The organism is Morganella morganii (genome assembly GCF_041099235.1).
In the GTDB taxonomy this organism is placed as follows: domain Bacteria; phylum Pseudomonadota; class Gammaproteobacteria; order Enterobacterales; family Enterobacteriaceae; genus Morganella; species Morganella morganii_E.
The window spans coordinates 387398-411876 of sequence record NZ_JBFZSO010000002.1 but is presented as its reverse complement, the minus strand read 5'-3'; the positions used below and the strand labels follow the sequence as shown (position 1 = coordinate 411876).

21 protein-coding genes and 1 other RNA gene are annotated in these 24479 nt (G+C 50.1%); 12 read left to right on the top strand and 10 right to left on the bottom strand.

All coding sequences use genetic code 11. The features are described 5' to 3' along the window. Position 1: 1 nt before the first annotated feature. Positions 2-1135 (bottom strand): hydrogenase 2 small subunit, encoded by a 1134-nt coding sequence (gene hybO, locus AB7038_RS05280; protein WP_368889404.1) that lies wholly within the window; start codon positions 1133-1135, stop codon positions 2-4. A 931-nt stretch (positions 1136-2066) separates the two neighbouring features. Here hybO and AB7038_RS05275 point away from each other — a divergent pair. Beyond that, a complete protein-coding gene (locus AB7038_RS05275; protein ID WP_369452879.1) occupies positions 2067-4757 on the top strand; it encodes an autotransporter outer membrane beta-barrel domain-containing protein in 2691 nt (896 codons plus the stop codon). Between the two features lie 52 nt (positions 4758-4809). On the opposite strand, the gene AB7038_RS05270 is transcribed toward AB7038_RS05275, so the two are convergent. Together AB7038_RS05270 and AB7038_RS05265 are read right to left on the bottom strand one after the other, a co-directional pair. Continuing rightward, a complete protein-coding gene (locus AB7038_RS05270) occupies positions 4810-6126 on the bottom strand; it encodes a sodium-dependent transporter (protein WP_368889406.1) in 1317 nt (438 codons plus the stop codon). Positions 6127-6503: 377 nt separating this feature from the next. Further along, positions 6504-8213, bottom strand: a complete 1710-nt coding sequence (locus AB7038_RS05265) for a pyridoxal phosphate-dependent decarboxylase family protein (protein WP_369452878.1) — start codon at positions 8211-8213, stop codon at positions 6504-6506. Between the two features lie 746 nt (positions 8214-8959). On the opposite strand from AB7038_RS05265, the gene AB7038_RS05260 reads away from it, so the two are divergent. The 6 genes from AB7038_RS05260 (at position 8960) to AB7038_RS05235 (ending at position 12662) form a co-directional block, all read left to right on the top strand. Then, on the top strand, positions 8960-9910 hold the full coding sequence (locus tag AB7038_RS05260) for a VirK/YbjX family protein (RefSeq protein ID WP_369452877.1): 951 nt from the start codon (positions 8960-8962) through the stop codon (positions 9908-9910). Between the two features lie 263 nt (positions 9911-10173). Continuing rightward, positions 10174-10854: a DedA family protein gene (locus AB7038_RS05255; RefSeq protein ID WP_072869358.1), complete on the top strand. Its 681-nt coding sequence runs from the start codon at positions 10174-10176 to the stop codon at positions 10852-10854. A gap of 217 nt (positions 10855-11071) precedes the next feature. After that, positions 11072-11374 (top strand): DUF883 family protein, encoded by a 303-nt coding sequence (locus AB7038_RS05250; protein ID WP_004236369.1) that lies wholly within the window; start codon positions 11072-11074, stop codon positions 11372-11374. 3 nt (positions 11375-11377) lie between these two features. Beyond that, positions 11378-11791, top strand: a complete 414-nt coding sequence (locus tag AB7038_RS05245; RefSeq protein ID WP_072869355.1) for a phage holin family protein — start codon at positions 11378-11380, stop codon at positions 11789-11791. Further along, positions 11784-12086 carry a YqjK-like family protein gene (locus AB7038_RS05240; RefSeq protein ID WP_072869353.1) on the top strand — a complete coding sequence of 101 codons (303 nt, stop codon included), beginning with the start codon at positions 11784-11786 and terminating at the stop codon, positions 12084-12086. The genes AB7038_RS05245 and AB7038_RS05240 overlap by 8 nt, the downstream gene beginning before the upstream one ends. Positions 12087-12275: 189 nt before the next feature. Beyond that, positions 12276-12662, top strand: a complete 387-nt coding sequence (locus AB7038_RS05235) for a DoxX family protein (RefSeq protein WP_368889409.1) — start codon at positions 12276-12278, stop codon at positions 12660-12662. 37 nt (positions 12663-12699) lie between these two features. On the opposite strand, the gene AB7038_RS05230 is transcribed toward AB7038_RS05235, so the two are convergent. Next, positions 12700-13464 (bottom strand): glycosyltransferase family 25 protein, encoded by a 765-nt coding sequence (locus AB7038_RS05230; protein ID WP_369452876.1) that lies wholly within the window; start codon positions 13462-13464, stop codon positions 12700-12702. A gap of 207 nt (positions 13465-13671) precedes the next feature. Next, positions 13672-14568: a LysR family transcriptional regulator gene (locus AB7038_RS05225; protein ID WP_015422972.1), complete on the bottom strand. Its 897-nt coding sequence runs from the start codon at positions 14566-14568 to the stop codon at positions 13672-13674. 106 nt (positions 14569-14674) lie between these two features. Between AB7038_RS05225 and AB7038_RS05220 the strand changes: the two genes are divergently transcribed. Further along, positions 14675-15373: a pirin family protein gene (locus AB7038_RS05220; RefSeq protein WP_072869346.1), complete on the top strand. Its 699-nt coding sequence runs from the start codon at positions 14675-14677 to the stop codon at positions 15371-15373. A gap of 50 nt (positions 15374-15423) precedes the next feature. On the opposite strand, the gene rnpB is transcribed toward AB7038_RS05220, so the two are convergent. Further along, positions 15424-15795, bottom strand: an RNA gene (gene rnpB, locus AB7038_RS05215) — RNase P RNA component class A. A 76-nt stretch (positions 15796-15871) separates the two neighbouring features. Next, entirely contained in the window at positions 15872-16744 is an 873-nt protein-coding gene (rsmI, locus tag AB7038_RS05210) for a 16S rRNA (cytidine(1402)-2'-O)-methyltransferase (protein ID WP_072869344.1), read from the bottom strand. Between the two features lie 60 nt (positions 16745-16804). On the opposite strand from rsmI, the gene AB7038_RS05205 reads away from it, so the two are divergent. From AB7038_RS05205 to dolP, 4 genes are all read left to right on the top strand, one after another. Further along, positions 16805-18559, top strand: coding sequence for a penicillin-binding protein activator (locus tag AB7038_RS05205; RefSeq protein WP_369452875.1), 1755 nt, complete (start codon positions 16805-16807; stop codon positions 18557-18559). A 67-nt stretch (positions 18560-18626) separates the two neighbouring features. Beyond that, positions 18627-18989: a YraN family protein gene (locus tag AB7038_RS05200; protein WP_072869339.1), complete on the top strand. Its 363-nt coding sequence runs from the start codon at positions 18627-18629 to the stop codon at positions 18987-18989. A 34-nt stretch (positions 18990-19023) separates the two neighbouring features. Further along, the gene (gene diaA, locus AB7038_RS05195; protein ID WP_072869337.1) at positions 19024-19614 is read left to right on the top strand and encodes a DnaA initiator-associating protein DiaA; all 591 of its coding nucleotides are present in this window, start codon (positions 19024-19026) and stop codon (positions 19612-19614) included. Positions 19615-19623: 9 nt separating this feature from the next. Then, a complete protein-coding gene (dolP, locus tag AB7038_RS05190; RefSeq protein ID WP_368889413.1) occupies positions 19624-20196 on the top strand; it encodes a division/outer membrane stress-associated lipid-binding lipoprotein in 573 nt (190 codons plus the stop codon). Positions 20197-20434: 238 nt separating this feature from the next. Here the strand turns inward: dolP and mtgA are convergent, their stop codons facing one another. The 3 genes from mtgA to arcB form a co-directional block, all read right to left on the bottom strand. Next, a complete protein-coding gene (gene mtgA, locus AB7038_RS05185; RefSeq protein WP_369452874.1) occupies positions 20435-21157 on the bottom strand; it encodes a monofunctional biosynthetic peptidoglycan transglycosylase in 723 nt (240 codons plus the stop codon). A gap of 6 nt (positions 21158-21163) precedes the next feature. Further along, the gene (elbB, locus tag AB7038_RS05180) at positions 21164-21814 is read right to left on the bottom strand and encodes an isoprenoid biosynthesis glyoxalase ElbB (protein WP_369452873.1); all 651 of its coding nucleotides are present in this window, start codon (positions 21812-21814) and stop codon (positions 21164-21166) included. 241 nt (positions 21815-22055) lie between these two features. Further along, the gene (gene arcB / locus AB7038_RS05175) at positions 22056-24344 is read right to left on the bottom strand and encodes an aerobic respiration two-component sensor histidine kinase ArcB (protein ID WP_432643831.1); all 2289 of its coding nucleotides are present in this window, start codon (positions 24342-24344) and stop codon (positions 22056-22058) included. Positions 24345-24479: the final 135 nt, after the last annotated feature.

Here is a 24479-nt window from a genome sequence, read left to right as displayed (position 1 = left end):
GTTACTCTCCCCGCGGATCGCCGGACCGGTTTTTCTTCTGCTGGCGGCCCAGTTCACGGACAGCCATCACACTGACACCGGCCACCAGCCCGACCACGCCGCCGAGCAGCCCGATAGCGCCGCCCGATACCGAACCGCCCTCTTTCAGTTCCACATCCGGTTTTTCAGCGCGCGGTGTCTGGTTCTGCACGCCCGCAAGCTGATGAATGCCTTTATGGAAGCCGATACCGGCCTCATTACAGCCGTAACACGGATGCCCGATCGCCACCGGCCACACACCGCCGACATCGCAGAACTGCAATGTGGAGCAGTTACCGTATGTTTCAGGCCCTTTGCAGCCGAGATGATAAAGGCACCAGCCCTCACGGTGTCCGTGATCACCAAACGCTTTGGCAAAACGTCCGGCGTCAAAGTGAGCGCGGCGCTCGCAGTGTTCGTGGATCAGACGACCGTAAGCAAACAGCGGCCGGTTTTTGTCATCCAGCCCCGGGGCTTTGCCGTAAGTGATGATGTGAGCAACCGTTGCCAGGAAGTTATGCGGGTTAGGCGGGCAGCCCGGAATATTAATCACGGTTTTGCCCGGCAGAACCGCTTCCAGTGATGCCGCACCGGTCGGGTTATCACCGGCGGCAGCCACACCGCCCCAGGCAGCACAGGAGCCGATGGCAATAATCGCGGCAGCACCTTCCGCCGCACGGCGGATATGGTCGGCAATCGGCTCACCGGCAATCATGCAGTAAATACCGTCATCCTTCAGCGGTACAGAGCCGTCCACCACCAGCACATATTTGCCTTTGTATTTCTCAATCGCATTGTGCTTGTTGGCTTCCGCCTGATGACCGAATGCCGCTGAGAGTACCTCGTGGTACTCCAGCGAAATCATATCAAGAATGAGATTTTCGATGGTCGGGTGCGTCGCCCGGAGCAGGGACTCAGTGCAACCGGTACACTCCTGTGCAGATATCCAGATGACGGGGGGACAATCCTTACGGCTGACGGACGCCGCGATTTCGGCAGATGCATTTGCACTGAGACCCATGGTAGCCGCTAAGGCCGCACAGAGTTTCAGAAAGCTTCGCCGGTCAATACCCTCAGAAGTGATATCAGAAGTAATAAAGGTATTATCTTCGATCATTCTCTATATTCCGTTGTGTTAATTTAATATTAATATAATCCGGTTATTATTAAATTACTGAGACACGGAACATAATCAATAAACAAAAAAATAAAATCCGAAACATTATTTTACAGATAATGAGAATTTTTTCTATTTTTAACATTTAATCTATTTATCGGTTTTATTAATTTATATCAATTTAATATATAACGTACCGACGACCCGCAATAATAATTGCGGAATTTTTCACTACCCATGAGAAAACAGGCAGCATTTATCATCTGCATTTCACCGGTTACGCAGATACCCTGCCGGGCGTTTTCGGAATTAACTGAATCCGCGGAATAATGAATTTCACATAACAACGGCAATTTAAAACAAAAATGAAATACATTCTCATTCGGAATTATTTAATCGGTTAAGATCAAATAAATGCTATTTTTAACAAAAACACACCGCTATTTATCACCAACAAATCAATTACCATAATATTGAAAATTATTTATTTTGATTTAAATCAATTAATATTTAATTTCTTATTTTTCTTCCGTGATAAATCAAATTCAATTAATTAGCCATTTAAACCACATGAAAGAGTAAAAATAGTGAATAACACTAATAAATGCATAATAAGACGATTATCCTTGTAAAACAGTCAACCATTTATACGTAAGCGGACAATTTATATTCTGTTTATTATTGGTTTTAATAGTGATGATCACCTGAAATAATCATTTCGTTTTCATCCTTTCTGCTCTTTTTTGTGTAAAAAAGCAGCATCTCAGACATTCTTAAATTTCCCGAAATCCCCTGCATTGACTCATCTTATCTAAAATCCTAGGATCACATCATTCCCTTTCCGCCCCCGCAGAAAAAATATTTTTCTTTTAGTTATTAAATAAATAACACGAATTTTGACGTGTTGTTAAACACCACCACGGGCAAAAAAATGAAACTCAATAAACTTTCCTTTCTGATACTTTCCGCAATGGGGATGTCGTACGCCTCTGCCGGTTATGCTGTAACACCTGAGCCGATTCCCGCATTTGACTTCAGCGATGAATCAAAACGTATTGATGATATTAAAAACGGCGGCAGCTATAGCAATGCGGATGCTGATGTGCTGACGAATGTCAGTGCAGGAACCGAATTCACGGTAAAAGGTTATAAATACCTGACCGGCATTGACATCAATTACTCTGCGGCAAAAAAACCGAATCTCAGATTTCAGGATGATACACACCTGATCGGCACAACCATCGGGCATTCCACAACCTACCTGGGTGATTCACTCAGACAAACCCCTTTTGATAACAGCAGTGTTATCGGTATTACACTGAAAGGCATTGATGCGGAACACGTCGCTAACCTGCAAATGTCTAACGGCACCACTTCCTACAACACCACTGTGGATGCCTTTGGTGTGATGGAATTACGCACCGCATCTGACACCAAACAGCGGGTGTCAGCTTATAATACCCGTGTAAATAAAGACGGTAAGCTGACTGTCAGTTATAACGCTTATGCCGAAAACAACCTGATTGACGGCGGTGAACTGACGATTCCCGGCGGTTACCCCAAAAATACCGCTATCGTAAAAAACAATATTATTCGCAACGGTGGTACACAAATAATCTATCAGGGAACTGCCATCAATAACTATATTACCGGTCAGGGTAGTTACCAGATGGCATCCGGCCTGGCAGAAAATAACTATATCTATGACGGTGGCTACCAAATGGTATATGCCGGCGGGGATGATGATGTCGCAGCCCGGAATACAACCATTTATCAGGGCGGCACCCAAAGGATAAAATCAGGTACTGCCGAAGATAACCTGGTGTACGGTACACAAATAATTACCAGCCACCAGGGTGACTGGAAGAACGGACAATGGGTTTCCTCAGAGGATCCAACAGAAACACAGGGTGATACCCCTACTGCTCTTAATTCAACAATAATGGATAGTGGTGAGCAGATTGTCAGCCGTATGGGTAATGCAGAAAATACACTTATCGATGGCGGTAAACAGCATGTCGAAGAGTATGCCGGTATCAGAGATACAACTATCCGTAATGGTGGCAGCACCGTTATTGATAATGGCGGCTATTCATTTGGTAAACTTAATGTTGAAAACGGCAGTGTGACCCTGAAGTCAGGCGGCAAACATTACTGGACTGAAGATTTCAGTACCGGCGCGTATGCACAACACATAGAATTGATGGGTAGTGAATCATTGCTTTACATCACACCTGATGACAATACTTCAGAGTCTGTTGCCACGATTAGTACACTGAAAAACAATGGCGTGACTATTTTTGGTGATATATCCGGAAATAACCACAAACGTTATAGCCAATTAAACATCAAAGAACTCTCCGGTAACGGCCTGTTTGTGATGAACACCAGCCTCGCGGACGGCAGCGGGGATTTCCTCAGTATCTCGGATAAAACAGACGGTAAGTTTGGTGTCCGTGTTATGGATTCCGGTAAAGCGCTGGTCAGTAACACCACCGACCCGGATCGCTATCATCTGATCCACGCCGCCGGCAGCCAGAACGATACTTTTACCATGACCAACAAGAGTGTGGATCTCGGGGCGTATAAATATTATCTGACACAGGATAAAGATTCAGCGGATGAATGGTATCTGTCACCCACCAAGGAGACTGCACCGGTAGATCCGGATCCGAAACCTGACCCGAAACCAGATCCTGACCCGGAACTGCCTGATCTCTCTGAGCCAAGTAAAACCGCAATGATGATTGCCAACGCCCTGCCGCAAATCTGGCGGAGTGAACTGAGCACGCTGCGCGCCCGTCTCGGTGAGCTGCGCAATAACCCGCAGGTGAATCTCGGTGTCTGGTCGAAAGTCACCGGCGGACGCCACAATATCAGTAATAATGAAGTCGCCTACCGTCATGACATCAGCGGGATTGTCGCCGGTGGTGACAAAATGACAGAGCTGGAAAACGGCTATCTCTGGAGCGGCATTGTCGCCGGGTATTCTCACTCCTCCCTGAAGATGGATAAAAACGACGGTACCATTAACAGTTACAGCCTCGGCGTTTACACCACCTGGCAGCATAAATCCGGTATCTATGTGGATGGCGTGGTGAAAGCCAACCATTTCCGAAGTGATTATGACGCCAGCTTTAATGAAGGAAAAACCTCCGCCAACAGTAACACCAATGGTATCGGCTTCTCGGTTGAAACCGGTAAGTACTTCGAAAAAGAGAATTACTTTATCGAACCGTATGCCATGGTCGCCGCCTTCCGCGGCCAGGGCGCGGATTACCGCTACAGTAATGAGATGAGCATCAAAGCCGATGCCGCCCGATCGTTCAGCGGTGAGCTGGGTGCCACCTTCGGGAAAAATTTCGTGCTGGAAAACGGTACACAAATCAAACCGTATATCCGTGTGGCCGTGAACCATGAATTCCTGAAAAACGGCGATGTGGAACTGAATAAACAAGGGAAACGGACCAATGATATGTCCGGCACCACCGGAAAATACGGTATTGGTGTGGATGCAAAACTGAATGATAACTGGGCTGTCTACGGCGAATTCAACTACGCCAACGGCAGTAAACAGGAAACGCCGTACAGCGGTTTCCTGGGTGTGAATTACCGCTTCTGATTGTCCGTAAAGCAAAACGGCCCGGGGTTTCCGGGCCGTTTTTTATCTGTTATTAACTGATCAGGCCGTGTATCAGAATCACACCGATACAGACAGGTCCCACATAACGCCAGACCAGTAATAAACTCTGACGTTTCAGTCCGGTGATGTTTTCCGGAATCAGCGCATTCGCTTTACGTGACCAGCCGAAAATCAGGCAGACAGCAATACCGAACAGCGGCATCAGGATATTGGATGTCAGGTAATCGAGGATATCAAAAATCGTTTTCCCGCCGAAGGTTACATCACTTAACGGCCCGAAAGATAATGACACAGGGATCCCCATCAGCATAATCGATGCCGTCACCACCAGGCCCGCTCTGCGGCGTGTCCACTGAAAACGCATCTGAACATACGCCACAATGTGTTCCAGCAGTGAGATAGCGGATGTCAGCGCCGCCATCAGCAACAGGACAAAGAACGTTACTGCCAGCACGGAGCCGCCCGGCAGATGGGCAAAGTACACCGGCATAGTCATAAAGGTCAGACCCGGCCCGGCATTCGCTTCCAGACCTGCTGCTGATAATGCAGGGAAAATCATCAGTCCGGCCAGCACACACACCATGCACGAGAGGATCACCACCCACATGCTGGAGTTGGCAATGCTTTTGTTATCAGACAAATACGCGCTGTATGTAATGTGGATCCCCAGACCGATAGAGAGGGAGAAGAAAGCCAGCCCCAGCGCATCCAGCACGCCTTTGCCGGTCAGTTTGCTGAAATCCGGATACAGGAACAATTTCAGTCCGGCAGATGAGCCGGGTAAACTTATCCCGACGATAATCAGCACGATCATAATAATAAACAGTAACGGCATCATCACTTTCACGGATTTTTCCAGCCCGCGCTGCACGCCGGCCAGCACCACAAAGCAGGTCATCCCGGCAAACACCAGGTGGGCGATCACCGGCCACCACGGGTTACTGATAAAGCGGGTGAAAATGCCGGTCAGCTGACTGCTGTCGGTAATGTTCAGCTCACCGGCGGCGGCCATCACGGTGTAACCGATAGTCCAGCCGCCAACCACGCTGTAGAAACTGTAAATACACCAGGAGCTGAATACACCGATTACCCCGATCCACGCCCAGTGGCGTCCCATCATTTTTTTGAAGGCGTTGACGGCTTCACTGCGGGTGCTGCTGCCGAGGATATTTTCAGCCAGTAATACCGCGAGACCGATAACAAAGCTGAATAAGAGGAAAACAACCAGGAAGGCACCACCGCCGTTATTGGCGGCTACATACGAAAATTTCCAGATGGCGCCGATGCCGATGGCAGATCCGGCAGCGGCTAAGATATGACCAAAACGGGATGTCCATTGCTGACTCATACGGCCTCCTGCTGTGTCATCTGAGAGACAGAAGCGGCGGCAGAACAACAGACCGATCGTGAAACTGCGCTGATAATAATCCTTGCGGTAAAACCTGACATCATAGGAACTCTCCCGAAAAAAACAGTTCCACCAGCAGGTTTACACGCACAAAAAAGCCACCTTACTGGTGGCTTATGAAGAAAAACAGATAAACGAAGCCACCTAACTGAGTAGTAGGTTTAGGCTTAGCTGACGACGGTTCATCATGCAGTTCATCGGTTCACTCTTCTCTGAAAATCGTTAATTTTTGCTTCACAGGCAGTGCCGCTATATGACACTGCCGTGACGCTCTTTTTCTCTTATACCACAAACAGAAAAGAAAAAAACACCCTTTTTTATTCTGCACTCATAGTTTTAAGCATGTTTGCAAATGCATCGATGTGATGACGCTGCGTCACCGGGTTCATAAAGACCGCCTTTTCCCCCGGAATATACGCGAACCGGTTATGTTCCGCATAGGCTGAGCAGGCGATAGAATCCACCCAGTTGGTAAACAGTCCTGCTTTACCGCGTTTCAGGAACAGCTCACGATGCCAGCGGCTGTTGCGCACCATCATGTCATAGGCCGTTTTATCTCCGGCACAGGTCAGTTCGTGCGCAAACATTGCCTGCGGATCATTAACCAGTTTCGGTGAGTAGAGGCGGAAACCGACACTCGGCCCCTGGTTTTCCGGTACCATCACACAGGCATTACCCATGGATAACAGCTGGTTACGCATATAGTTCGCATTTTGCAGACAGTGCGCAATGATGGTCTGATAGCCTTCAGTGCCCAGGTAATGCAATCCGGCATACGCGCCGAACACACCGACACCGCTGCGGCTGCATTCAATGGTGGATTGCAGGTGAGTCTGCCCTTCCAGCGCATGCTCAAAATAGGTGAAATTTTCCGGGTCATTTTCCAGTGCTTTGAAATCATCACCGTCACGCACCATCACCAGGCTGGAGGTATACGGTACATAACCCCATTTGTGGAAGTCGATAGTGATGGAATCCGCATATTTCAGCTGTTTAAATTTCTCAACATTGTGACGCAGACCGGCCAGGGTGGCATCGTTAATCGCCAGCGGGTTGGTGTTAAAATCATAATCAATAAAGAAAATTATCGGCCAGCCGACTGCCGCATCCACGTGAATATGCGGTTTTTCTGTGATTTCAAATTCTTCACACAGGCGGTTGCGCAGATCATAAACCTGTTTGATTTCATCGACACCAAAGGTATCGGTTGTTCCCGCGGTCAGCAGGATCACCGGAATCTTACAGTGGACGGTATAGCAGGCACGGATTTGCTGCTCCAGATCCGCCAGGTCAATGGTGTTATCTGACGCTACCCGGATACGGATTGTTTTGTTTGTGATATCCACACCTAACAGGGACAGGTTAGTCATATTGGAGTAGTGACCGCCCTGCGAGTTAATGATCCGGAAATCCTGATCAACGGACATCCCGAGATGTTTTGACTGCTTCAGCGATTTACGGATCCCGAAGAGATAGCCGTACAGGTTGCACATTGTCCCGCCCTGGGTGAACAGACCGGATGCTTTGTCCGCATCATAACCAATCAGATTGGCCACTTTGCGGATAACGGTTTTTTCCATGTTATCCGCCACACCGGAGTATTCGCAGTACACCATGTTCGGGTTACCCAGTAATCCCAGCATGGAACCGTAAACGGCCGGGTCTGACGGCATGGCGATAACGTTTTCAACCGCCAGCGGGTTTTCCCAGTTTTTGCACAGCGCGGACGCAAACACCAGTAAATCATCCTGCCCTTCTCCCGGACGGATCACGTTCTGACGGACATGTGACTCACCGGCCAGTTGAGCAAACAGCTCCTTCCCCTGCGGATAGCGGTTGATCTGCTGCACATCCGCATCGGTGGTCTGGCGGAACTGAGTAATTGCCTGGATTTGCGGATGATTAAAAATCGGCCATTTACCGGGATCCCGGCTGAAGAAATCACTGATGACGTTTTGATATTTAACTTCGAAATCTTTATTTAACGCATTCGCGGAAGCGAGCGTGATAAGTTCTGACTGATTCACAATGAGCTCCAAAATAGTAAATTACGCTGAGGTAATGTCATTACTTTGCGCCAAATTCATTGCATTTTAAATGATCTCAAAACTATAAATCACGTTACGGAATCAACAATAAAATTATAAATATCAATAATATATGTTCATTCAATGCATTTTATGATGACTAATAATTTTTCATAAACGTCGACACGATCACAATTTTTTACTCTGAAAAACAAACACAATTCAGTTTTTAAATTCAAAAAATAAGCAAAAATATAGTTTTATATTCTGAAAAAACCAGAAAATCACAAATCATTAACAAGTATGGAAATATGGGGCATTAATATTGTTTAGTTTTCATTACTGTTTTTCTCCGTTGTTATTCCTCTTCTGCTGAAAAACCACAGTTATTTTGCCGGTTTTTCCGTTTTCTGCAGTGGTTATTCCCTCCGGCAAGATAAAATACCGGCGGATAATAAAATCCCCTGAATATTACTAATGAATCCCGGCAACCCGTTTTCCGGTGATGGCAGCAAATACACAAATAGCAGTATGATTTTAAATAATAATTTAATTTTTATCGTATTTAACGGTGATAATACAACCAATTGTTGTATTTTTGTAACAGCCGGATTTTCCCGGAATCCTTAAATTCCGTTAAGACTGCGGCCCGGCGATAAGCTTTTTTTAATTTTTATCTTTATTCTGCCGTTAAAATGGGTGAATTGTTTCACTGTGTAATAATTTCATTCATTAAAGGCACTACTATGTCCGGCCTCCTGCTGTTTAAACAACTACTCACCAAAGAATGCTGTCCCGGTATGCACTGGGACTCCGCCCGTAACCGCTTGAAATTCGCGGCCCGCAGCCTGTTTATGCCGCTGTCCACCATGAAATACCTGTCCGGCCTGACAAACACCGCCTGCTGTGATGCGATCCTGAAAAAGCAGCCGCTGCTGCCGACCAAATTACAGCGCCCGTATCTGAGCATTAATTTTCACCGGAAAAATAAATCGGCGGCTATCTGCGACCATTACCGGATCACCAAGGCCGTTCTGCCGCCGGCTGTATTCAGCCGTATCTACGGCAATGAGCGTTTTTATCTCTGCCCGGTTGAGGGAAAAGAGGGTCTCTGCCACCTCTGGCTGGATGTGCAGGATGCGTTTAACAAAGAGGGCGAGCTGACGCTGGAGATGCGGGATGATGCAGGAGAAATCCTGGCCCGCAGTGCATTCACCCTGCTGGACCTGAACAAAAAACGGACGCTGTTTATCGGCGCGCTCCAGGGCGGTGTCAGTGAGCAGGCTCACCATGCTATCCGGGCGGCGACCAAAAACTGTCACGGTGTATTCCCCAAACGCATTCTGACGGAAGTTATCTGCCTTATCGCCTCACTGTTTCAGTGTCAGCAGATTATTGCGTCCAGTAATGAAACGCATATTTACCGCAGCCGCCGTTACCGCCATAAAAAACTGACACAATGGGTGGCCGATTATAATACTTTCTGGGAATCTGTCGGTGGTACCGCCAATCCGCAGCACGAATATATATTACCGCTGACACTGCCGCGTAAACCCGCTGATGAAATCGCCAGTAAAAAACGTGCCGAGTACCGCCGCCGTTATCAGTTACTGGATAATGTGGCGCAGGCCGTCTGTGAACGTCTGCAACTGCCGCAGCCGGAAAATAAAACAGATGTTCAACATAACCTTATTTAAGAAAAAGCCTTCATTTACAGCAGGTTTGACCGGTAATTGACATTTCATTACAGAACTTATTGATTTCCCGTAAAATATAATCTGCAAAAGGCTGAATTTAATCTTAATATTGTTTCAGGGCTGCGGGAAAAATTCACTGTCTCCGCTACCCCTAATTTGCTAAAGTGGCCGGATTTACCAGTGTATATATCAGGGGTTCCGGTCATATCCGCAGAAATGCCCCATAACATGAAATAAGCTTACTTCAGATCCGGGAATAATTGATGGAAACAATGCAGCAACTTTTTTTCGCCCTCTGGCATCAGGACTATGAAACCCTGTCAAACCCGTCCCTGCTGTGGGCGATTTATATTATGCTGTTTGCCATTCTCTTCCTGGAAAACGGCCTGCTTCCCGCTGCATTTTTACCCGGTGACAGCCTGCTGATTCTTGTCGGCGTTCTGATCGCCAAAGATACACTCGATTTCCCGACAACCCTGGTTGTCCTCACCGCCGGTGCCAGTCTCGGCTGCTGGGTGGGCTATCTGCAGGGGCGCTGGCTCAGTAATACCAAAATGGTGAAAGGCTGGCTGTCTCATCTGCCGCCGCATTACCATCAGCGGGCGCACAGTTTATTCCATCGTCACGGTCTGGCGGCGCTGTTAGTCGGCCGTTTCCTGGCGTTTGTCCGCACCCTGCTGCCGATGCTGGCGGGGATCGCCGGTCTGAATTCACGCCGTTTTCAGTTTTTCAACTGGCTGAGCGGTTTCCTGTGGGTCGGTATTTTAACGTCTCTCGGCTACTGCCTCGGTATCAGCCCGATTTTCCGCAAATATGAGCATCATCTGATGAATATTCTGATGCTCATCCCGGTGGTGCTGCTGGTCTGCGGTCTGATCGCCAGCCTGTGGGTGGTGTGGAAACGCAAACGGACAAAAACGTCTGACGACACTCACGCACAATAAATTACCAGACTATTTTTCCGGCCGGTGCAATTACAGCAGCCGGCCGGAATACATTATCGCCCCGTCCGCTGTTTCAGCGTCATTTCCTCTGAATTACCCCGCCATCACCCGCAATGTGCAGAACAATACCGGAAAATAAACTATAATTTACCTTTAATTGCAGATAAAAAGCGGTTACTTTGAATCTGTTACGCTATAACCACCACGAGGAGTTCCTATGTCACATCATACAAATGAAGAGTTACGCGCTGAACTGAAATCATTGGCTGACACCCTGGAATCTGTGCTGAACACAGCAGAAAGCAAATCCAAAGAAGAAGTGGATTCTCTGAAGAAAAAAGCACAGGCCGCGCTGGAAAATTCCCGTACCCGCCTCGCGGAAGGGAAAGAGCAGGTTGTGCAGCAGACAAAAGAGATCGCAGGCAAAGCCGATAATTATGTCCGCGAAAATCCGTGGACCGGTGTCGGTATCGGTGCCGCTGTCGGTGTGGTGTTAGGCGTTTTACTGGCCCGCCGCTGAGTTATGACCGATCAGGAGCGTCCGCAGGGGCCCGGTAAAGGGCTCCTTGATACACTGACACGTATCGCCGCCATTGTTATCAGCATGGCAGAAACCCGGCTCAGGCTTGTTGCCACTGAGCTGGAAGAAGAGAAATCCAATCTCATCCAGCTGATTTTACTGGCCGGTACTGCTCTGCTGCTGACAGCGTTCGGGCTGATGAGCCTGATGATCCTGGTTATGTGGGCCGTTGATCCTGTGTACCGCCTGACCGCAATGATTATCATGACATCTGTTCTGCTCGGCGGGGCACTGATTTTCGCCCTGTGGGCCGTCCGCAAAGCCCGTCGTTCATCCCTGCTGGGCGCAACCCGCGAACAGCTGGCGATCGACAGGCAACTGCTGGAAAGAAAAAAGCAGGAGCAGGAGCATGAATAAGCATCAGCGCGCTGAACGCGCCCGCAAAAAACAGGCGCTGATTGACACTATCGCTGCCCAACGCAGCGATTTGTCACAGGCCACAGATCAGTGGCTGAAAAAAACCGAATCATTCGATCGCACGTGGCAGACATTGTCACAACTGCGCCCGCTGGTTGTGGCTGGTGTCAGCCTGTTTTCCGTCTTTGCTGTCCGCCATCCGAAAAAACTCATCCGCTGGGGACAACGCGCCCTGGGACTGTGGGGTGTTTTCCGCACGCTTCAGAGCAATTTTCCCCGTAATCAGCAGAAATAACCCTGCCTGCCTCCGGATTCAAAATTTTTGATGTTGTTTATTAAGAATTCTTGCTAACAATCCTTCTCATTCGCACTTACTATTATCTCAACGAAACGGATTGGCATATCGTGCCATTTAAACAAAAGAATATGTGACTCAATCGTCATATTTACTATTCAGTATTGTTGAGCTAATAAGGATCTCACAATGAACAACTACGCTATTTTAGTCGCACGTATCATGATGCCTGTCTTATTTATTGTGGCCGGATACGGCAAATTAGGGGATGCTTATGCAGGAACTCAGCAATATATGCAGGCAATGGGTGTTCCGGGGGCGTTGCTGCCGTTAACCATTTTGCTTGAACTGGGCGGCGGACTGGCCATCCTGTTTGGCTTATTAACCCGCACAACCGCGATTTTCACTTTTGGTTTTACCGTGCTGACCGCCCTGCTGTTTCACAGCAATTTTGCAGAAGGCGCCAACCAGTTAATGTTTATGAAAAACTTTACCATTGCAGGCGGCTATTTACTGCTGGCTGTTACCGGCCCGGGTAAATTCAGTATCGATTATTTACTGAAAAAGAAATGGTAATGACATTCAGGTAAAGCCACACAGCAATATAATAAGACTATTGTGAAACATCCGCCCCGGCGGATGTTTCTGTTTCCGCTTCTTTCACTTTGCCGTCACGGGTAAAAAATGTCAGGCCGGATAATGGTTTATTGAACAGAGATTCATAATTCATTGACGCACCGCGGATATCAGAAAATCCTTTTGCCTGATACGCAATGCACGGATACAAACCGAACCAGTTATCTTTTTCCATCAGGTCATGCCAGATAACATCGATACTTTTCGATTCATCCGGCTCACCATTTGCCGTAATCAGATGAACTGATTTCTCAAAAACATGCATCATTTTTTCCGCATAACCCCGGTTCACAATATAGGCATTGGCACAATATGCATATTTAAGACTGAGAGAATATATTTCCGGTTCATGCTCATAGGCATGATAATAATTTCCGCCCAGTAACGCGACATCCCAGTCTCTTTCCCGCAAAGCCGATAAAAAAACATTCGCCTGCCGGATATGCTCATCATCATGATAAAAATTATTATCATCCTCGACGACCAGTACCGGCCCCCAGCCATTTTTCATGATCATTTTCATCACAGCAGCATGAGAAAGCGCACATCCCAGAAATCCCGGTGTTTTCGCGATCGCCTCAAAACAGACAATTTTATGGTGCGGAATTTCAATATTTGCCAGTGCTTCCAGAATATCGAATTTGCGATCCGGCCGTGATGTAAGATTGATATAAATAACCTTCTCAAAAAAATCATGATCAAATGCAAAATCCACATCCGACATAAACCGCTTCAGATCCACGCTGCCTCCTGCAAATACACTGATGAAATACCTTTTATTGCCGGTGAATATCCACTGAATGCTAACGGATAAATACCGCCGGTCAATCGCTGTTGTTCTTATTATTAATTAACGCATTTCGCGGCAGAGGTCGCAACAGGCCTCCGGCACACAAAAAAATACCCGCCCTGCATAACAGGACGGGTATCTGATCGTAATCTCCGGTAATTACTTTCCGCTGAATAATTTCGGAATTTCCCGCAGACACCAGGCTTTGGCCTCCCCCATGCTGTCGCGGCGCCACGCCATAATCACATTGGTTTCATGGCTGTATTCGGAACCGATCACTTTCAGGCGGCCTTCCTGAATATCTTTTTCCACCAGCGGGTACGGCATGCTCGCCACACCCAGCCCGGCAAGCAGAGCCCGGCGTTTATCATCAATAGAACTGACCGTCAGGCGCTGTTGTTTGTCCAGCAGTAACACCGTCAGCACCGGACGTTCGCGGGCGGTATCCGCCACGGCAATCCCGCGGTATTTTACCCGGGTGGTATCGGATAACGGCTCCGGCTCTTTGTGGATCGGGTGATCCGGTGCCGCCACATACACATTCACCACGGAATAGAGCGGGCGGGAGTTGATTTCAGAGGAAGTGCGGAAATGCATATCCGGCGCAATCACAATATCGGCGCGCCCGGTTTCCAGCCGTTCCCAGGCCCCGGCAAGCACTTCGGTGGCCAGGGTCAGCTGAGTGGTGGATTTCTGTGCCAGTTTGTCCACCAGCGGAAACAGCGAGGCCGTCGGGATCAGCGCCTCACAGACGATGGTCAGATGCGGCTCCCAGCCTCTTGCCAGTGCTTCCGCATCACTGGTCAGTTTATCCGCCGCTTCCAGCAGCAGGCGGCCGCGCTCCAGCAGCATCCGCCCGACATTAGTGAATTTTGTCCGGTGACCCGAGCGGTCAAACAGAACAACATCCAGCTCTTCTTCCAGTTTCTGCATGGTATAGCTCAGGGCAGACGGTACACGCCCCAGTTCTTCCGCCGCCGCCGCAAAACTTCCCCGGCGGTCGATGGCATCCATCACGCGCAATGATTCCAGCGTTAACGCTTTGTCTTTACTCATCATTATCTCAGTCAGAAATTTTGAATGTCGCCACCAGATTAACTGGCTAACAATTCATCGTCCAGCCCTTTATTATTTCACCATGTTGAATAACAGGCAGACCATTATGATTATACACAGAACCGCCGGACAGGCCGGGTCCGCCGACTATGGCTGGTTACAGGCGAAATATGCTTTCTCTTTCGGACACTATTTTGATCCCGGATTTATGGGGTACGGCCCGCTGAAAGCACTGAATCAGGAGGTACTGGCTCCCGGTGCCGGTTTCCAGCCCAAATCCTATCCCGATGTGGATATTGTAAACCTGATCCTCAGAGGGAAGCACGATATTCGTGATAATGACGGACTATATCTGGAGAGCAGACAGGATGAGTGTCTGTTTTTCTCGCCGCGCAAGGATGTCAGTTACACTGAAACCAATCCCTGTGAGGTATCACCGCTGACCCGGATTCAAATCTGGCTGAAAGCCGCACGCGGCAGTCTGCGCGGCAGTTCGCAAAAACTAATGCTGACACAGCAGCCGGTACAGCTGATTGCCTCGCCGGACGGCGAAGACGGCAGTCTTGATTTACAGCAGGGGGTACGGATTTCCCATATCCTTCTCTCTGCCGGTGAATCCCTGACACTGCCGCTGTACGGCAAACGGGCATTCTATCAGTCGGTTCACGGTACAGTGACGGCAGATGACGGGCAAAAACAGGGGATAATTGAGTGCGGCGACGGCGCATTTATTCAGGACAGCCGGGAAGTGACCTTTCAGGCGAAAACACCCTGCCGGGCACTGCTTATCGATATTCTGGCCTGATACTCGGCCCTGAAATGAAACAACCCCGCGTCAGACGCGGGGTTGTGATAGTGAGGAGTCAGCCGTTAAGCCGGGTTCTGTCGTGGACAATCATTCCTCTGGGCCAGCACTCACGCACTGGCTCAAGCAGCCTACCCGGGTTCAGTGCGGGCCGCACCATATGAACCCCTATTTGGCCTTGCTCCGGGTGGAGTTTACCGTGCCACGGACTGTTACCAGCCGCGCGGTGCGCTCTTACCGCACCCTTTCACCCTTACCTGTGCCCTTACGGGCCATCGGCGGTTTGCTCTCTGTTGCACTGGTCGTAGGCTCGCGCCTCCCAGACGTTATCTGGCACCCTGCCCTGCGGAGCCCGGACTTTCCTCCCCTTTACCCGTCTCCCGGAGGGACAACGATAAAGCAGCGATTGCCTGGCTGACTCCGCTGCGGATTATAAGCAGCTTTCCCGCTGATGTACAGAATAACTCCGCCCCGGAAGACCGGATGGCGGAAAAGGCATCACTCTGCGGCTGAATCCCCGTCCAGGGTGTAACGGTAAAGGGCATTTTTCTTCACGCCGTACAGTTCCGCCACCACCGCAGCCGCTTTTTTCGGCGGCAGTTCTTTCTGCACAATCGCCAGCGCGCGCAGAATTTCCGGGCTGAATTCCTCATCCTGCACCGGCTTCGCACCTTCCGCAATCAACACCATTTCCCCTTTGCGGCGGTTTTCGTCTTCCTTAATCCAGGCCAGCAGCTCCCCGACCGGTTTCCCCTGAATGGATTCCCAGGTTTTGGTCAGCTCCCGCGCCAGTACCACATAGCGATCTTCCCCCCAGACGGTGACCATATCGGCCAGTGTATCCAGAATGCGGTGGGTGGATTCATAAAAAATCAGCGTGCGCGGCTCATCAGCCAGCGCCCTCAGCGTGTCCTGCCGGCTCTTGGTTTTGGCCGGCAGAAATCCCTCGTAACAAAAACGGTCAGAAGGCAGACCGGCAGCACTCAGAGCTGTGACCGCCGCACAGGCGCCGGGCAGCGGGATCACGGTAAGCCCCGCATCACGGGCACGACGGACCAGATGATAACCGGGATCGTTAATTAAAGGTGTACCTGCATCGGACACTAATGCGATACTGACCCCGGACTGTAATTTGGTAATTAATTGATCTGCTTTATACTGTTCATTATGATCATGCAGCGCAAACAAGCGGTTATTAATACCGAAGTGCGAAAGTAATAAGCCGGTATGCCGGGTATCTTCCGCTGCAATCAGATCGACATTCGTGAGCACCTCAAGAGCGCGTGCCGTGATGTCATTCAGATTACCGATCGGTGTCGGCACAACATATAGTGTCGCTGCCGCAACCACGGCTTGATTAGGTTGATTCATTGTTTCGTCCAGATGATCACATTAGAATTGAGCTTTCAGAAAACTATAACCGGGTACAGTATGTTTTCCTTAACTTTATCGCGTTACCGCAGGCAATTACTTTGTACCGCACTCTTTTCCACGCTGGTTCTCTCAGGCTGTACACTTGAGAACCGGCATGCGGGCACAGCCGGCAAAGGCCAGCCGGAAACACAGGTTCAGCAATATCAGAAGATTATTGATGCCGCTGCCGGAAAGCCGTCCGTTGACGCTATCCGTGCTTATATCGCTCAGGAGCCGCTGCTCACTGATCCGGATGCACATCAGCAGAATATTGATGAAACCTGGCTGATGCTAACACGTTTTACCCCTGAAGAGCGCAATAACATTCAGGTTAACGCCGATGAAAGCGTATTACAGGGCTGGGTTGATCTGCTTATTTTGTATCAGAACAACCAGCAGGATCTGAAAGCGCTTTCCGCCGCACTGGGTGACTGGCAAATCCGTTACCCGGATAACCCGGCCGCCAAATCCCTGCCGCAGGATCTTATCCAGACCCTGAGCAGCACCTATGGCCAGACCGGCAAAAATGCCCGTGTTGCCCTGTTCCTGCCGCTGAGCGGTCAGGCGAAACTGATGGGTGATGCTATCCGTCAGGGCTTTACTGATGCTCAGAACGGCGCGGTATACAGCACCGGTTACCGGGTTGCTGATGTTCCGGCGGCACAGCCGGTGAGCGCCGTTCCGGCACAGACCACCCTCAGCCCGGCAGATCCGGATAAAGATATCACCACACCGGATGTGACAAACGGTGCACCGTCAAATGACAGCACTGCAGACGGCGCAACCGCCGCAAGTCCGGTATCTGCCCCGCAGGCTCTGCCGTACAGCGGCGAATCCCGCACTGTCACTGACGTGAAAATCTATGACACTGACAGTAAACCACTGGCAACCCTGCTGGCACAGGCACAGGCTGACGGCATGGATCTGATTGTCGGGCCGCTGCTCAAAGGGGATGTGGCCACACTGGCGACCGCAAATACCCCGCTGAACATTCTGGCGCTCAATGAATTAGATACACCAATCGCCCGTCCGAATGTCTGCTATTTCTCACTTTCACCGGAAGATGAAGCCCGCAATGCCGCGCAGTTTATCCGTCAGGACAATAAAACCGCCCCGCTGGTACTGACACCGGATAACAGCTTCGGCCGCCGCATCGCACAAAGCTTTGCCGATGAGTGGCAGAAAAACGGTGGTGGTGTGGTGCTGCACCAGACCTTCTCCGGCAACCCGGGAAGCTCACTTTCACTGACCGGTGTACCGGTTCAGCCGGCCTCATCAGCGGCAGTGCAGCCGGAAGGCACAATGGTACAGCCGCAGCCTGTCAGCGGTGGTGTGGACTCTGTCTATATTATCGCCACCTCTGATCAGCTGATTTACATCAAACCGGCGCTGGAATTTGCCACCAGTGCGCGTGGTCGTCCGGCATTTTATGCCAGCTCACGCAGTAATAAAGCCGGAACCGGCAAAGATTTTCAGTTTGAGATGGAAGGGCTGAAACTGACGGATATCCCGCTGATTGCAGGCGGTAATCCGCAGCTACTGAGTCAGGCAGCCGGGAAATTCGGTAATGACTATACCCGTGTCCGCCTCTATGCGATGGGAATGGATGCATGGCATCTGGCGAATCAGTTCGGTGATATGCAGCGTCATACTCTGCGCATGAATGGTGCCAGCGGAGATATCACTGTCACTGATAACTGCACCGTTTACCGTCATCTGCCGTGGCTGGAGTTTAAGCAGGGTAATCTTGCCCCGCTGGGTGCCGCAAACTAGTCTTTTTCTGAATTTTACAGGTGACAGGATGTCACCTTTATATTGCTGATATACAGGGAACGTATTTATGCTTACATGGCTGACAGGCCGTCGTCATGAACAATTTGCCCGGCGCTGGCTGGAACAGCAGGGACTGACATTTGTTGCGCAGAATGTCCGTTTCCGCCGGGGCGAAATTGATTTGATTATGCGGGACTGCGGCACCTGGGTGTTTACCGAGGTCCGCTACCGCCGCAATGCACACTATGGCGGAGCAGCAGCCAGTGTCACAAAAACCAAACAGCGCCGCTTACTTTATGCGGCTTCCTGCTGGTTATCTCAGCAACAGCTGAGTATGCTGACCTGTGACTGCCGTTTTGACATTTGTGCCATAACCGGTGACCATATCGACTGGCTGAAAAATGCCTTTGGTCACACCGATTTTTGTTAATATCGTCATCCGTTGCTGATAGCAGGACTTATACGTGTTAGACAGAATTAAACAGTGTTTTACTGAAAGTATTCAGACGCAGATTGCAGCCGCAGAAGCCCTGCCGGATGCCATTTCCCGGGCGGCCATGATGATGGTCCAGTCGCTGCTCAACGGCAATAAAATCCTCTGCTGCGGTAACGGCGGATCGGCGGCGACAGCCTCGCGCTTCGCCACCAGTATGATCCACCGGTTTGAAACCGAACGCCCGAGCCTGCCTGCACTGGCACTGAATACGGATAATGTGGTGATGACCGCGATCGCCGCCAACCGGCAGCAGGATGAAATTTATGCCAAGCAGGTCCGCGCCATCGGCCAGAGCGGTGATGTGCTGCTGGCGATATCCACACACGGCAACAGCCGCAATATTATCAAAGCGGTTGAAGCTGCAGTGACCCGTGATATGACCATTGTGGCCCTGACCGGCTACGACGGCGGGGAGCTGGCGGGTCTGCTGGGTCCGCGTGATGCGGAAATCCGCGTACCTTCACAGCACAGTGTCCGCATACAGGAAGTGCATATGCTGACGGTGAATTGTTTATGTGATTTAATCGACAATACCCTTTTCCCCCACCAGGAAGACTAAGGAGATATTATGAGAATTGTGCCCGTGGCAGCACTAATCTGCAGCGCGTTACTGTTACAGGGATGTATCGGCGCAGCACTTGTCGGATCTGCGGCAGTTGCGACCAAAGCCGTATCAGACCCCCGTTCTGTCGGCACACAGGTCGATGACGGCACACTGGAAGCCCGTGTCAGCGGCCAGCTCAATAAAGATAAAGATATCAAACAGCAGCGGATTATTCCGGTGGCTTATCAGGGGAAAGTCCTGCTGATTGGTCAGACGGAAGATCTCTCCCTGGCGCGGCGGGCAAAAGAGATTGCCGCCAAAGTGGACGGTACCGAACTGGTGTATAACGAAGTCCGTCAGGGAACACCGATTGATTTGGGGACAGCCTCCAAAGACGCCTGGATCACGACAAAAGTCCGCTCCAAGCTGCTGACCAGTGATGCGGTGAAATCGGCAAATATCAAAGTGATCACTGAGAACGGTGAGATTTTCCTGTTAGGGGTGGTTACCCGTCAGGAAGGGGCGGCGGCTGCAAAAGTGGCCAGTGAAACGGATGGCGCGAAAAAAGTCACCACCGCCTTTACCTGGCTGAATTAATTCCGCCTGCTTTCGGAAACCGATAAGAAACCTGACTTAATGTCAGGTTTTTTTATGCCCGTGCCGGACACCCGCTTTCTGCTCATCCGTCTGAAAGACGAGAAAATGCAGGATATATCAATAAATAACAAATAATAAGAACATTATACCAAAACAGTCTGAGCAGCGGATATTATTATATTTACTTATCATTTTTGTAAAAAAAACAAATCAGTAAGATAAATTCATTATACTGCGGCTAATTATCAACCACATTATTTTTCTTCAGGAACGCGGTTCCGCCCAGTAACTGCATCTGATGCAATATCCATTGCTGACGCTGACGGAGATACGCGGAAGGTTTATCCGCATGCAACCGGTGGGGATTCGGCAGTACAGCGGCCAGCAATGCAGCCTCAGCCGCCGTCAGATTTTTCGCACTTTTGCCGAAAAAGTGCTGTGCCGCCGCTTCCGCACCAAAAATTCCCGGTCCGAACTCTGCAATATTGAGGTACACCGTCAGGATCCGTGACTTTGACCAGACCAGCTCAACACCGGGCGTCAGCAGTGTTTCCAGCCCTTTTCGTACCCAGCTGCGCCCGTCCCACAAAAACAGGTTCTTGACCGTCTGCTGGCTCAGGGTGGATGCACCGCGTGCCGCCCGGCCTTTCTTACCGCTTTTTGACAATGCATCGGAGATAGCGCCGAAGTCAAAACCGTGGTGGTGCGGGAAATTCTGATCCTCAGACGCAATCACCGCCAGCTTCATCTGCGGGGAAATAGCGTCTTCCCCCGCCCACGTACTGTGAGCGACATAAGAAAAATTGAATGTTGACCATGCCGAAAGCTGCCTTTCCAGCATCACCATAGAGTAAGGGACAGGGAGGAACGCGAACAAAATTATCATTGTTACCCATAACAACATAACAAAAACAACTATTTTCCGCAGAAACCGCAATATCCTCCCCATCATTTTCCTCATTCTTTATCAGGCCATTTCGAGCACTTTTTTCACGAGTTTATCAATCCCGATCTGTGCCTGTGCGATATTCTCAGCCAGCATATAGGCAGGGGTTGTCACGATTTTATGGGTTTCATCTACGACGATATTATCCACCGTGCAATTGACATGTACGCCGCCCATTTCCGCGATCGCCGCCGCAATATCCGCATCATCACCAATAGTAAGTTGTACTGATGAATTGACGATTTTCGGGATCATCACCGGTGCGATACAGATAAATCCCATCGGTTTGCCCTGAGATAACATTTCACGCGCTAATAATAAAAAATATTTATCTATTTCGCAGTCAGCACCTTTTACGGCAAAATCGCACAGATTTTTTGCCGCGCCGAAACCGCCCGGAACAATCAGTGCATCCAGCAGTGACGCATCCGCTTCGGCCAGCGGACGGATTTCTCCGCGTGAAATCCGCGCTGCCTCTTCCAGCATATTGCGTTTTTCTGATTTCTCCTCACCGGAAAGGTGATTGATAACAGTGCGTTGAGGTCCATCCGGTGCAAAAAAATACACCTGTGCGCCGGATTGGGTTAAACTGAGCAGTGAAAGAACGGATTCATGGATTTCACTGCCGTCGAAAACACCGCATCCGCTTAAAACGATACCAACAGATTTCATATCTGACTCCTTTTGTAGTAGATTAATGCTTAACCCTTTAGAGGTGCAAACACCAATCTTCATCACAGTTTTTAATGAATCTTGTAACAAAAATACTTATCTTTGCTATGTTGAAGCCTGTATGATGTAAGAGCCTATTTCATCACTCGCCTAAATAACGATAAATAGTTGTCGCGGGTGAACCAGTTTCCCTGGTGTTGGCGCAGTATTCGCGCACCCCAACCTCGGTTGGGGTTATTTTTTATCTGCGATTTGCCAGCCAGTTTCTTAAAATCCCCACCTGACTTTCCCAATCGTGATTCAGTTCATCGACCCACTCCTGCACGTTATCATCCCATGCCGGTAATTCCGGTGACTGAATCTGCTGCGCAACCTGCCGCAGATGGATAAGCCCGACTGACCCGGCTGCCCCTTTGATTTTGTGGCCCTCTTCCGCAATGCCTTTGCGGTCTTTTGCCACCATGTTGGAATTGAGAATCGCCAGGTAACCCGGCATCATTTTTTCAAACACATCCAGGCTGTCTTCAATCAGTTTCGGTCCCACCAGTTCGATGTACTGATTCAGCATTTCCAGATCCAGCGACTGCGCATACACGTCCTCAGACGCCGCTGAGCCGCTTTCCTCCGCAGGCAGTGCCTCACTGCCGTCTCCCCAGAATTTCGCTATCATCTGCGTCAGAGCGCCCACAGCGAGGGGTTTGCTCAGCACTTCATCCATACCGGCGTCCAGATACTCTTTTTTATCCTTCAGCACATTGGCGGTCAGTGCCACCAGCGGCGGTAAATCATCCGCCTGATAACGCTGATGCAGCTCACGGGCGATATCCAGCCCGCTCATATCCGGCAGCTGAATATCCAGCAGCACAAGGTCGTACTCCTCCGGCGAGAACATCGCCAGCGCATCACGGCCGTTCATCGCAACATCCACCGTGTTACCCAGTTTTTCCAGGACAGAGCGCGCCACCACCACATTCAGCTCGATATCCTCCACCAGCAGGATATTCAGGGCAGGCAGCAGCAGGCCGTCATCGTCTTCCTCTTCCGGCGCATCCTGAGCCGGTGCGCAGACTGACAGCGTGAAGCAGGAGCCTTTGCCCGGCTCACTGGTCACGGTGATATCACCGCCCATTGCCTGTGCCAGACGGCGGGAAACCGCCAGGCCGATACCGGTACCGGTGGCCGGGCGACCGCCCGCGCTGTCCGTTACCTGGTAATACATGGCGAAGATTTTTTCCAGCTCATCCTTCGGAATGCCGATACCGGAATCCCGCACCTCAAAGCAGAGCATGTCATCAGCTTCGCGCCATACTTTCACCGTGATGCCGCCTTCGCGGGTGAACTTCACGCCGTTGCCGATAAGATTCCACAGGATCTGGCGCAGACGGGTGCCGTCCGCCATGATCACAGACGGTACCGGCTGGATCAGATCGAGAGTGAACTGCAGCCCTTTCGGCTGCACCAGCAGGCCGGACAGGTTTTCCAGGTCAGAAATAAATTCGGTGAAATTCACCGGCTGGGTATCGAGGCGGACATTGCGCCGCTCCAGTTTGTCCATCTCAATCACGTCATTGAAAATATTGCCGAGCGTGACGGCGCTGACATGGATGGTTTTCAGGTAATTTTCCTGTTCCGGATTGAGATCCGTATCCAGCAGAATGCGGCTCAGCCCGACAATCCCGTTCAGCGGCGTGCGCAGTTCGTGACTGATGGTGGAGATAAAGGTGGTTTTCTCGCGGCTGGCGTTTTCAATCGCCTCCTGATAACGCTTGCGCTCGGTGATATCACGACCAAAGCCCATCAGGCCGTGGCGCTTGCCGACACTGTCATAGAACGGCACTTTGCGCAGCTCAAAGCAGGCTTTGCGCCCGTCCGGGTAGACCAGCCACTGCTCATAGGTAAGCGAAACATTATGACGGAATACTTTTTCATCCGTTTCCATCACTTTATCAGCGATTTCCGGTTCATAAATATCGCGCGGAGTCAGGCCGCGCAGCAGTTTTTCGCTGCGGCCGGTGAGGAGTTCCATCGCGCGGTTACAGCCGGAAAACTCATTTTTCTCATTGCGGTAATAGACCAGGTCCGGCGAGGCATCAAGGAAGGAGCGCAGCAGGACAGATTGCTGTTCAAACTCGAGCTGGGTCTGTTCGCGGCGGCTGATCTCTTTCTTCAGTTTATCCAGCAGAACAACCTGTTCATCCTCCACTTTTTCGCGCTCGGTAATTTCCTGATTCAGCTGGGTAATGTTCTCTTTCAGCTGTTCGTTGAGCTCGAGATCCCGTTTGCGCATCACTTCCAGTTTACTGACCAGTCTGGACAGGCGCTGGCGGGATTCCTCCAGTTGTTCAACCACCACAGACATAAAATAGACCGCCCACGGCGTGATCAGCAGGCCGAAGAAGATAGAGCGCACCAGGTCAATGCTCTGCACTTCCCCCTGAAGCAGCATGGTGACGGCAATCTGCACCACCATCGCCAGCACCACCAGTCCCGATGCCAGCAATAACGAAAACCGGACCAGACCCAGTTTCATCAGTAAATCAACATAATATTGTGCTAAACCGCGTAGCAATTTCATACCTGCTCCACCCGCTGAATAAGGGTTAGTATCATAACGTAAAATTGGCGGATCACCGCGTTTCCGGCGCGGATTAAATAAAAAATCAAA

Coding starts and splice junctions, on each gene's coding strand:
- arcB (WP_432643831.1), bottom strand. CDS start 24,344: ATGAAACTGGGTCTGGTCCGGTTTTCGTTATTGCTGGCATCGGGACTG.
- AB7038_RS05255 (WP_072869358.1), top strand. CDS start 10,174: ATGGAAACAATGCAGCAACTTTTTTTCGCCCTCTGGCATCAGGACTAT.
- AB7038_RS05235 (WP_368889409.1), top strand. CDS start 12,276: ATGAACAACTACGCTATTTTAGTCGCACGTATCATGATGCCTGTCTTA.
- mtgA (WP_369452874.1), bottom strand. CDS start 21,157: ATGAGGAAAATGATGGGGAGGATATTGCGGTTTCTGCGGAAAATAGTT.
- AB7038_RS05200 (WP_072869339.1), top strand. CDS start 18,627: ATGCTTACATGGCTGACAGGCCGTCGTCATGAACAATTTGCCCGGCGC.
- elbB (WP_369452873.1), bottom strand. CDS start 21,814: ATGAAATCTGTTGGTATCGTTTTAAGCGGATGCGGTGTTTTCGACGGC.
- AB7038_RS05250 (WP_004236369.1), top strand. CDS start 11,072: ATGTCACATCATACAAATGAAGAGTTACGCGCTGAACTGAAATCATTG.
- dolP (WP_368889413.1), top strand. CDS start 19,624: ATGAGAATTGTGCCCGTGGCAGCACTAATCTGCAGCGCGTTACTGTTA.
- AB7038_RS05240 (WP_072869353.1), top strand. CDS start 11,784: ATGAATAAGCATCAGCGCGCTGAACGCGCCCGCAAAAAACAGGCGCTG.
- AB7038_RS05225 (WP_015422972.1), bottom strand. CDS start 14,568: ATGAGTAAAGACAAAGCGTTAACGCTGGAATCATTGCGCGTGATGGAT.
- AB7038_RS05205 (WP_369452875.1), top strand. CDS start 16,805: ATGTTTTCCTTAACTTTATCGCGTTACCGCAGGCAATTACTTTGTACC.
- AB7038_RS05270 (WP_368889406.1), bottom strand. CDS start 6,126: ATGAGTCAGCAATGGACATCCCGTTTTGGTCATATCTTAGCCGCTGCC.
- AB7038_RS05220 (WP_072869346.1), top strand. CDS start 14,675: ATGATTATACACAGAACCGCCGGACAGGCCGGGTCCGCCGACTATGGC.
- rsmI (WP_072869344.1), bottom strand. CDS start 16,744: ATGAATCAACCTAATCAAGCCGTGGTTGCGGCAGCGACACTATATGTT.
- AB7038_RS05245 (WP_072869355.1), top strand. CDS start 11,378: ATGACCGATCAGGAGCGTCCGCAGGGGCCCGGTAAAGGGCTCCTTGAT.
- AB7038_RS05260 (WP_369452877.1), top strand. CDS start 8,960: ATGTCCGGCCTCCTGCTGTTTAAACAACTACTCACCAAAGAATGCTGT.
- hybO (WP_368889404.1), bottom strand. CDS start 1,135: ATGATCGAAGATAATACCTTTATTACTTCTGATATCACTTCTGAGGGT.
- AB7038_RS05275 (WP_369452879.1), top strand. CDS start 2,067: ATGAAACTCAATAAACTTTCCTTTCTGATACTTTCCGCAATGGGGATG.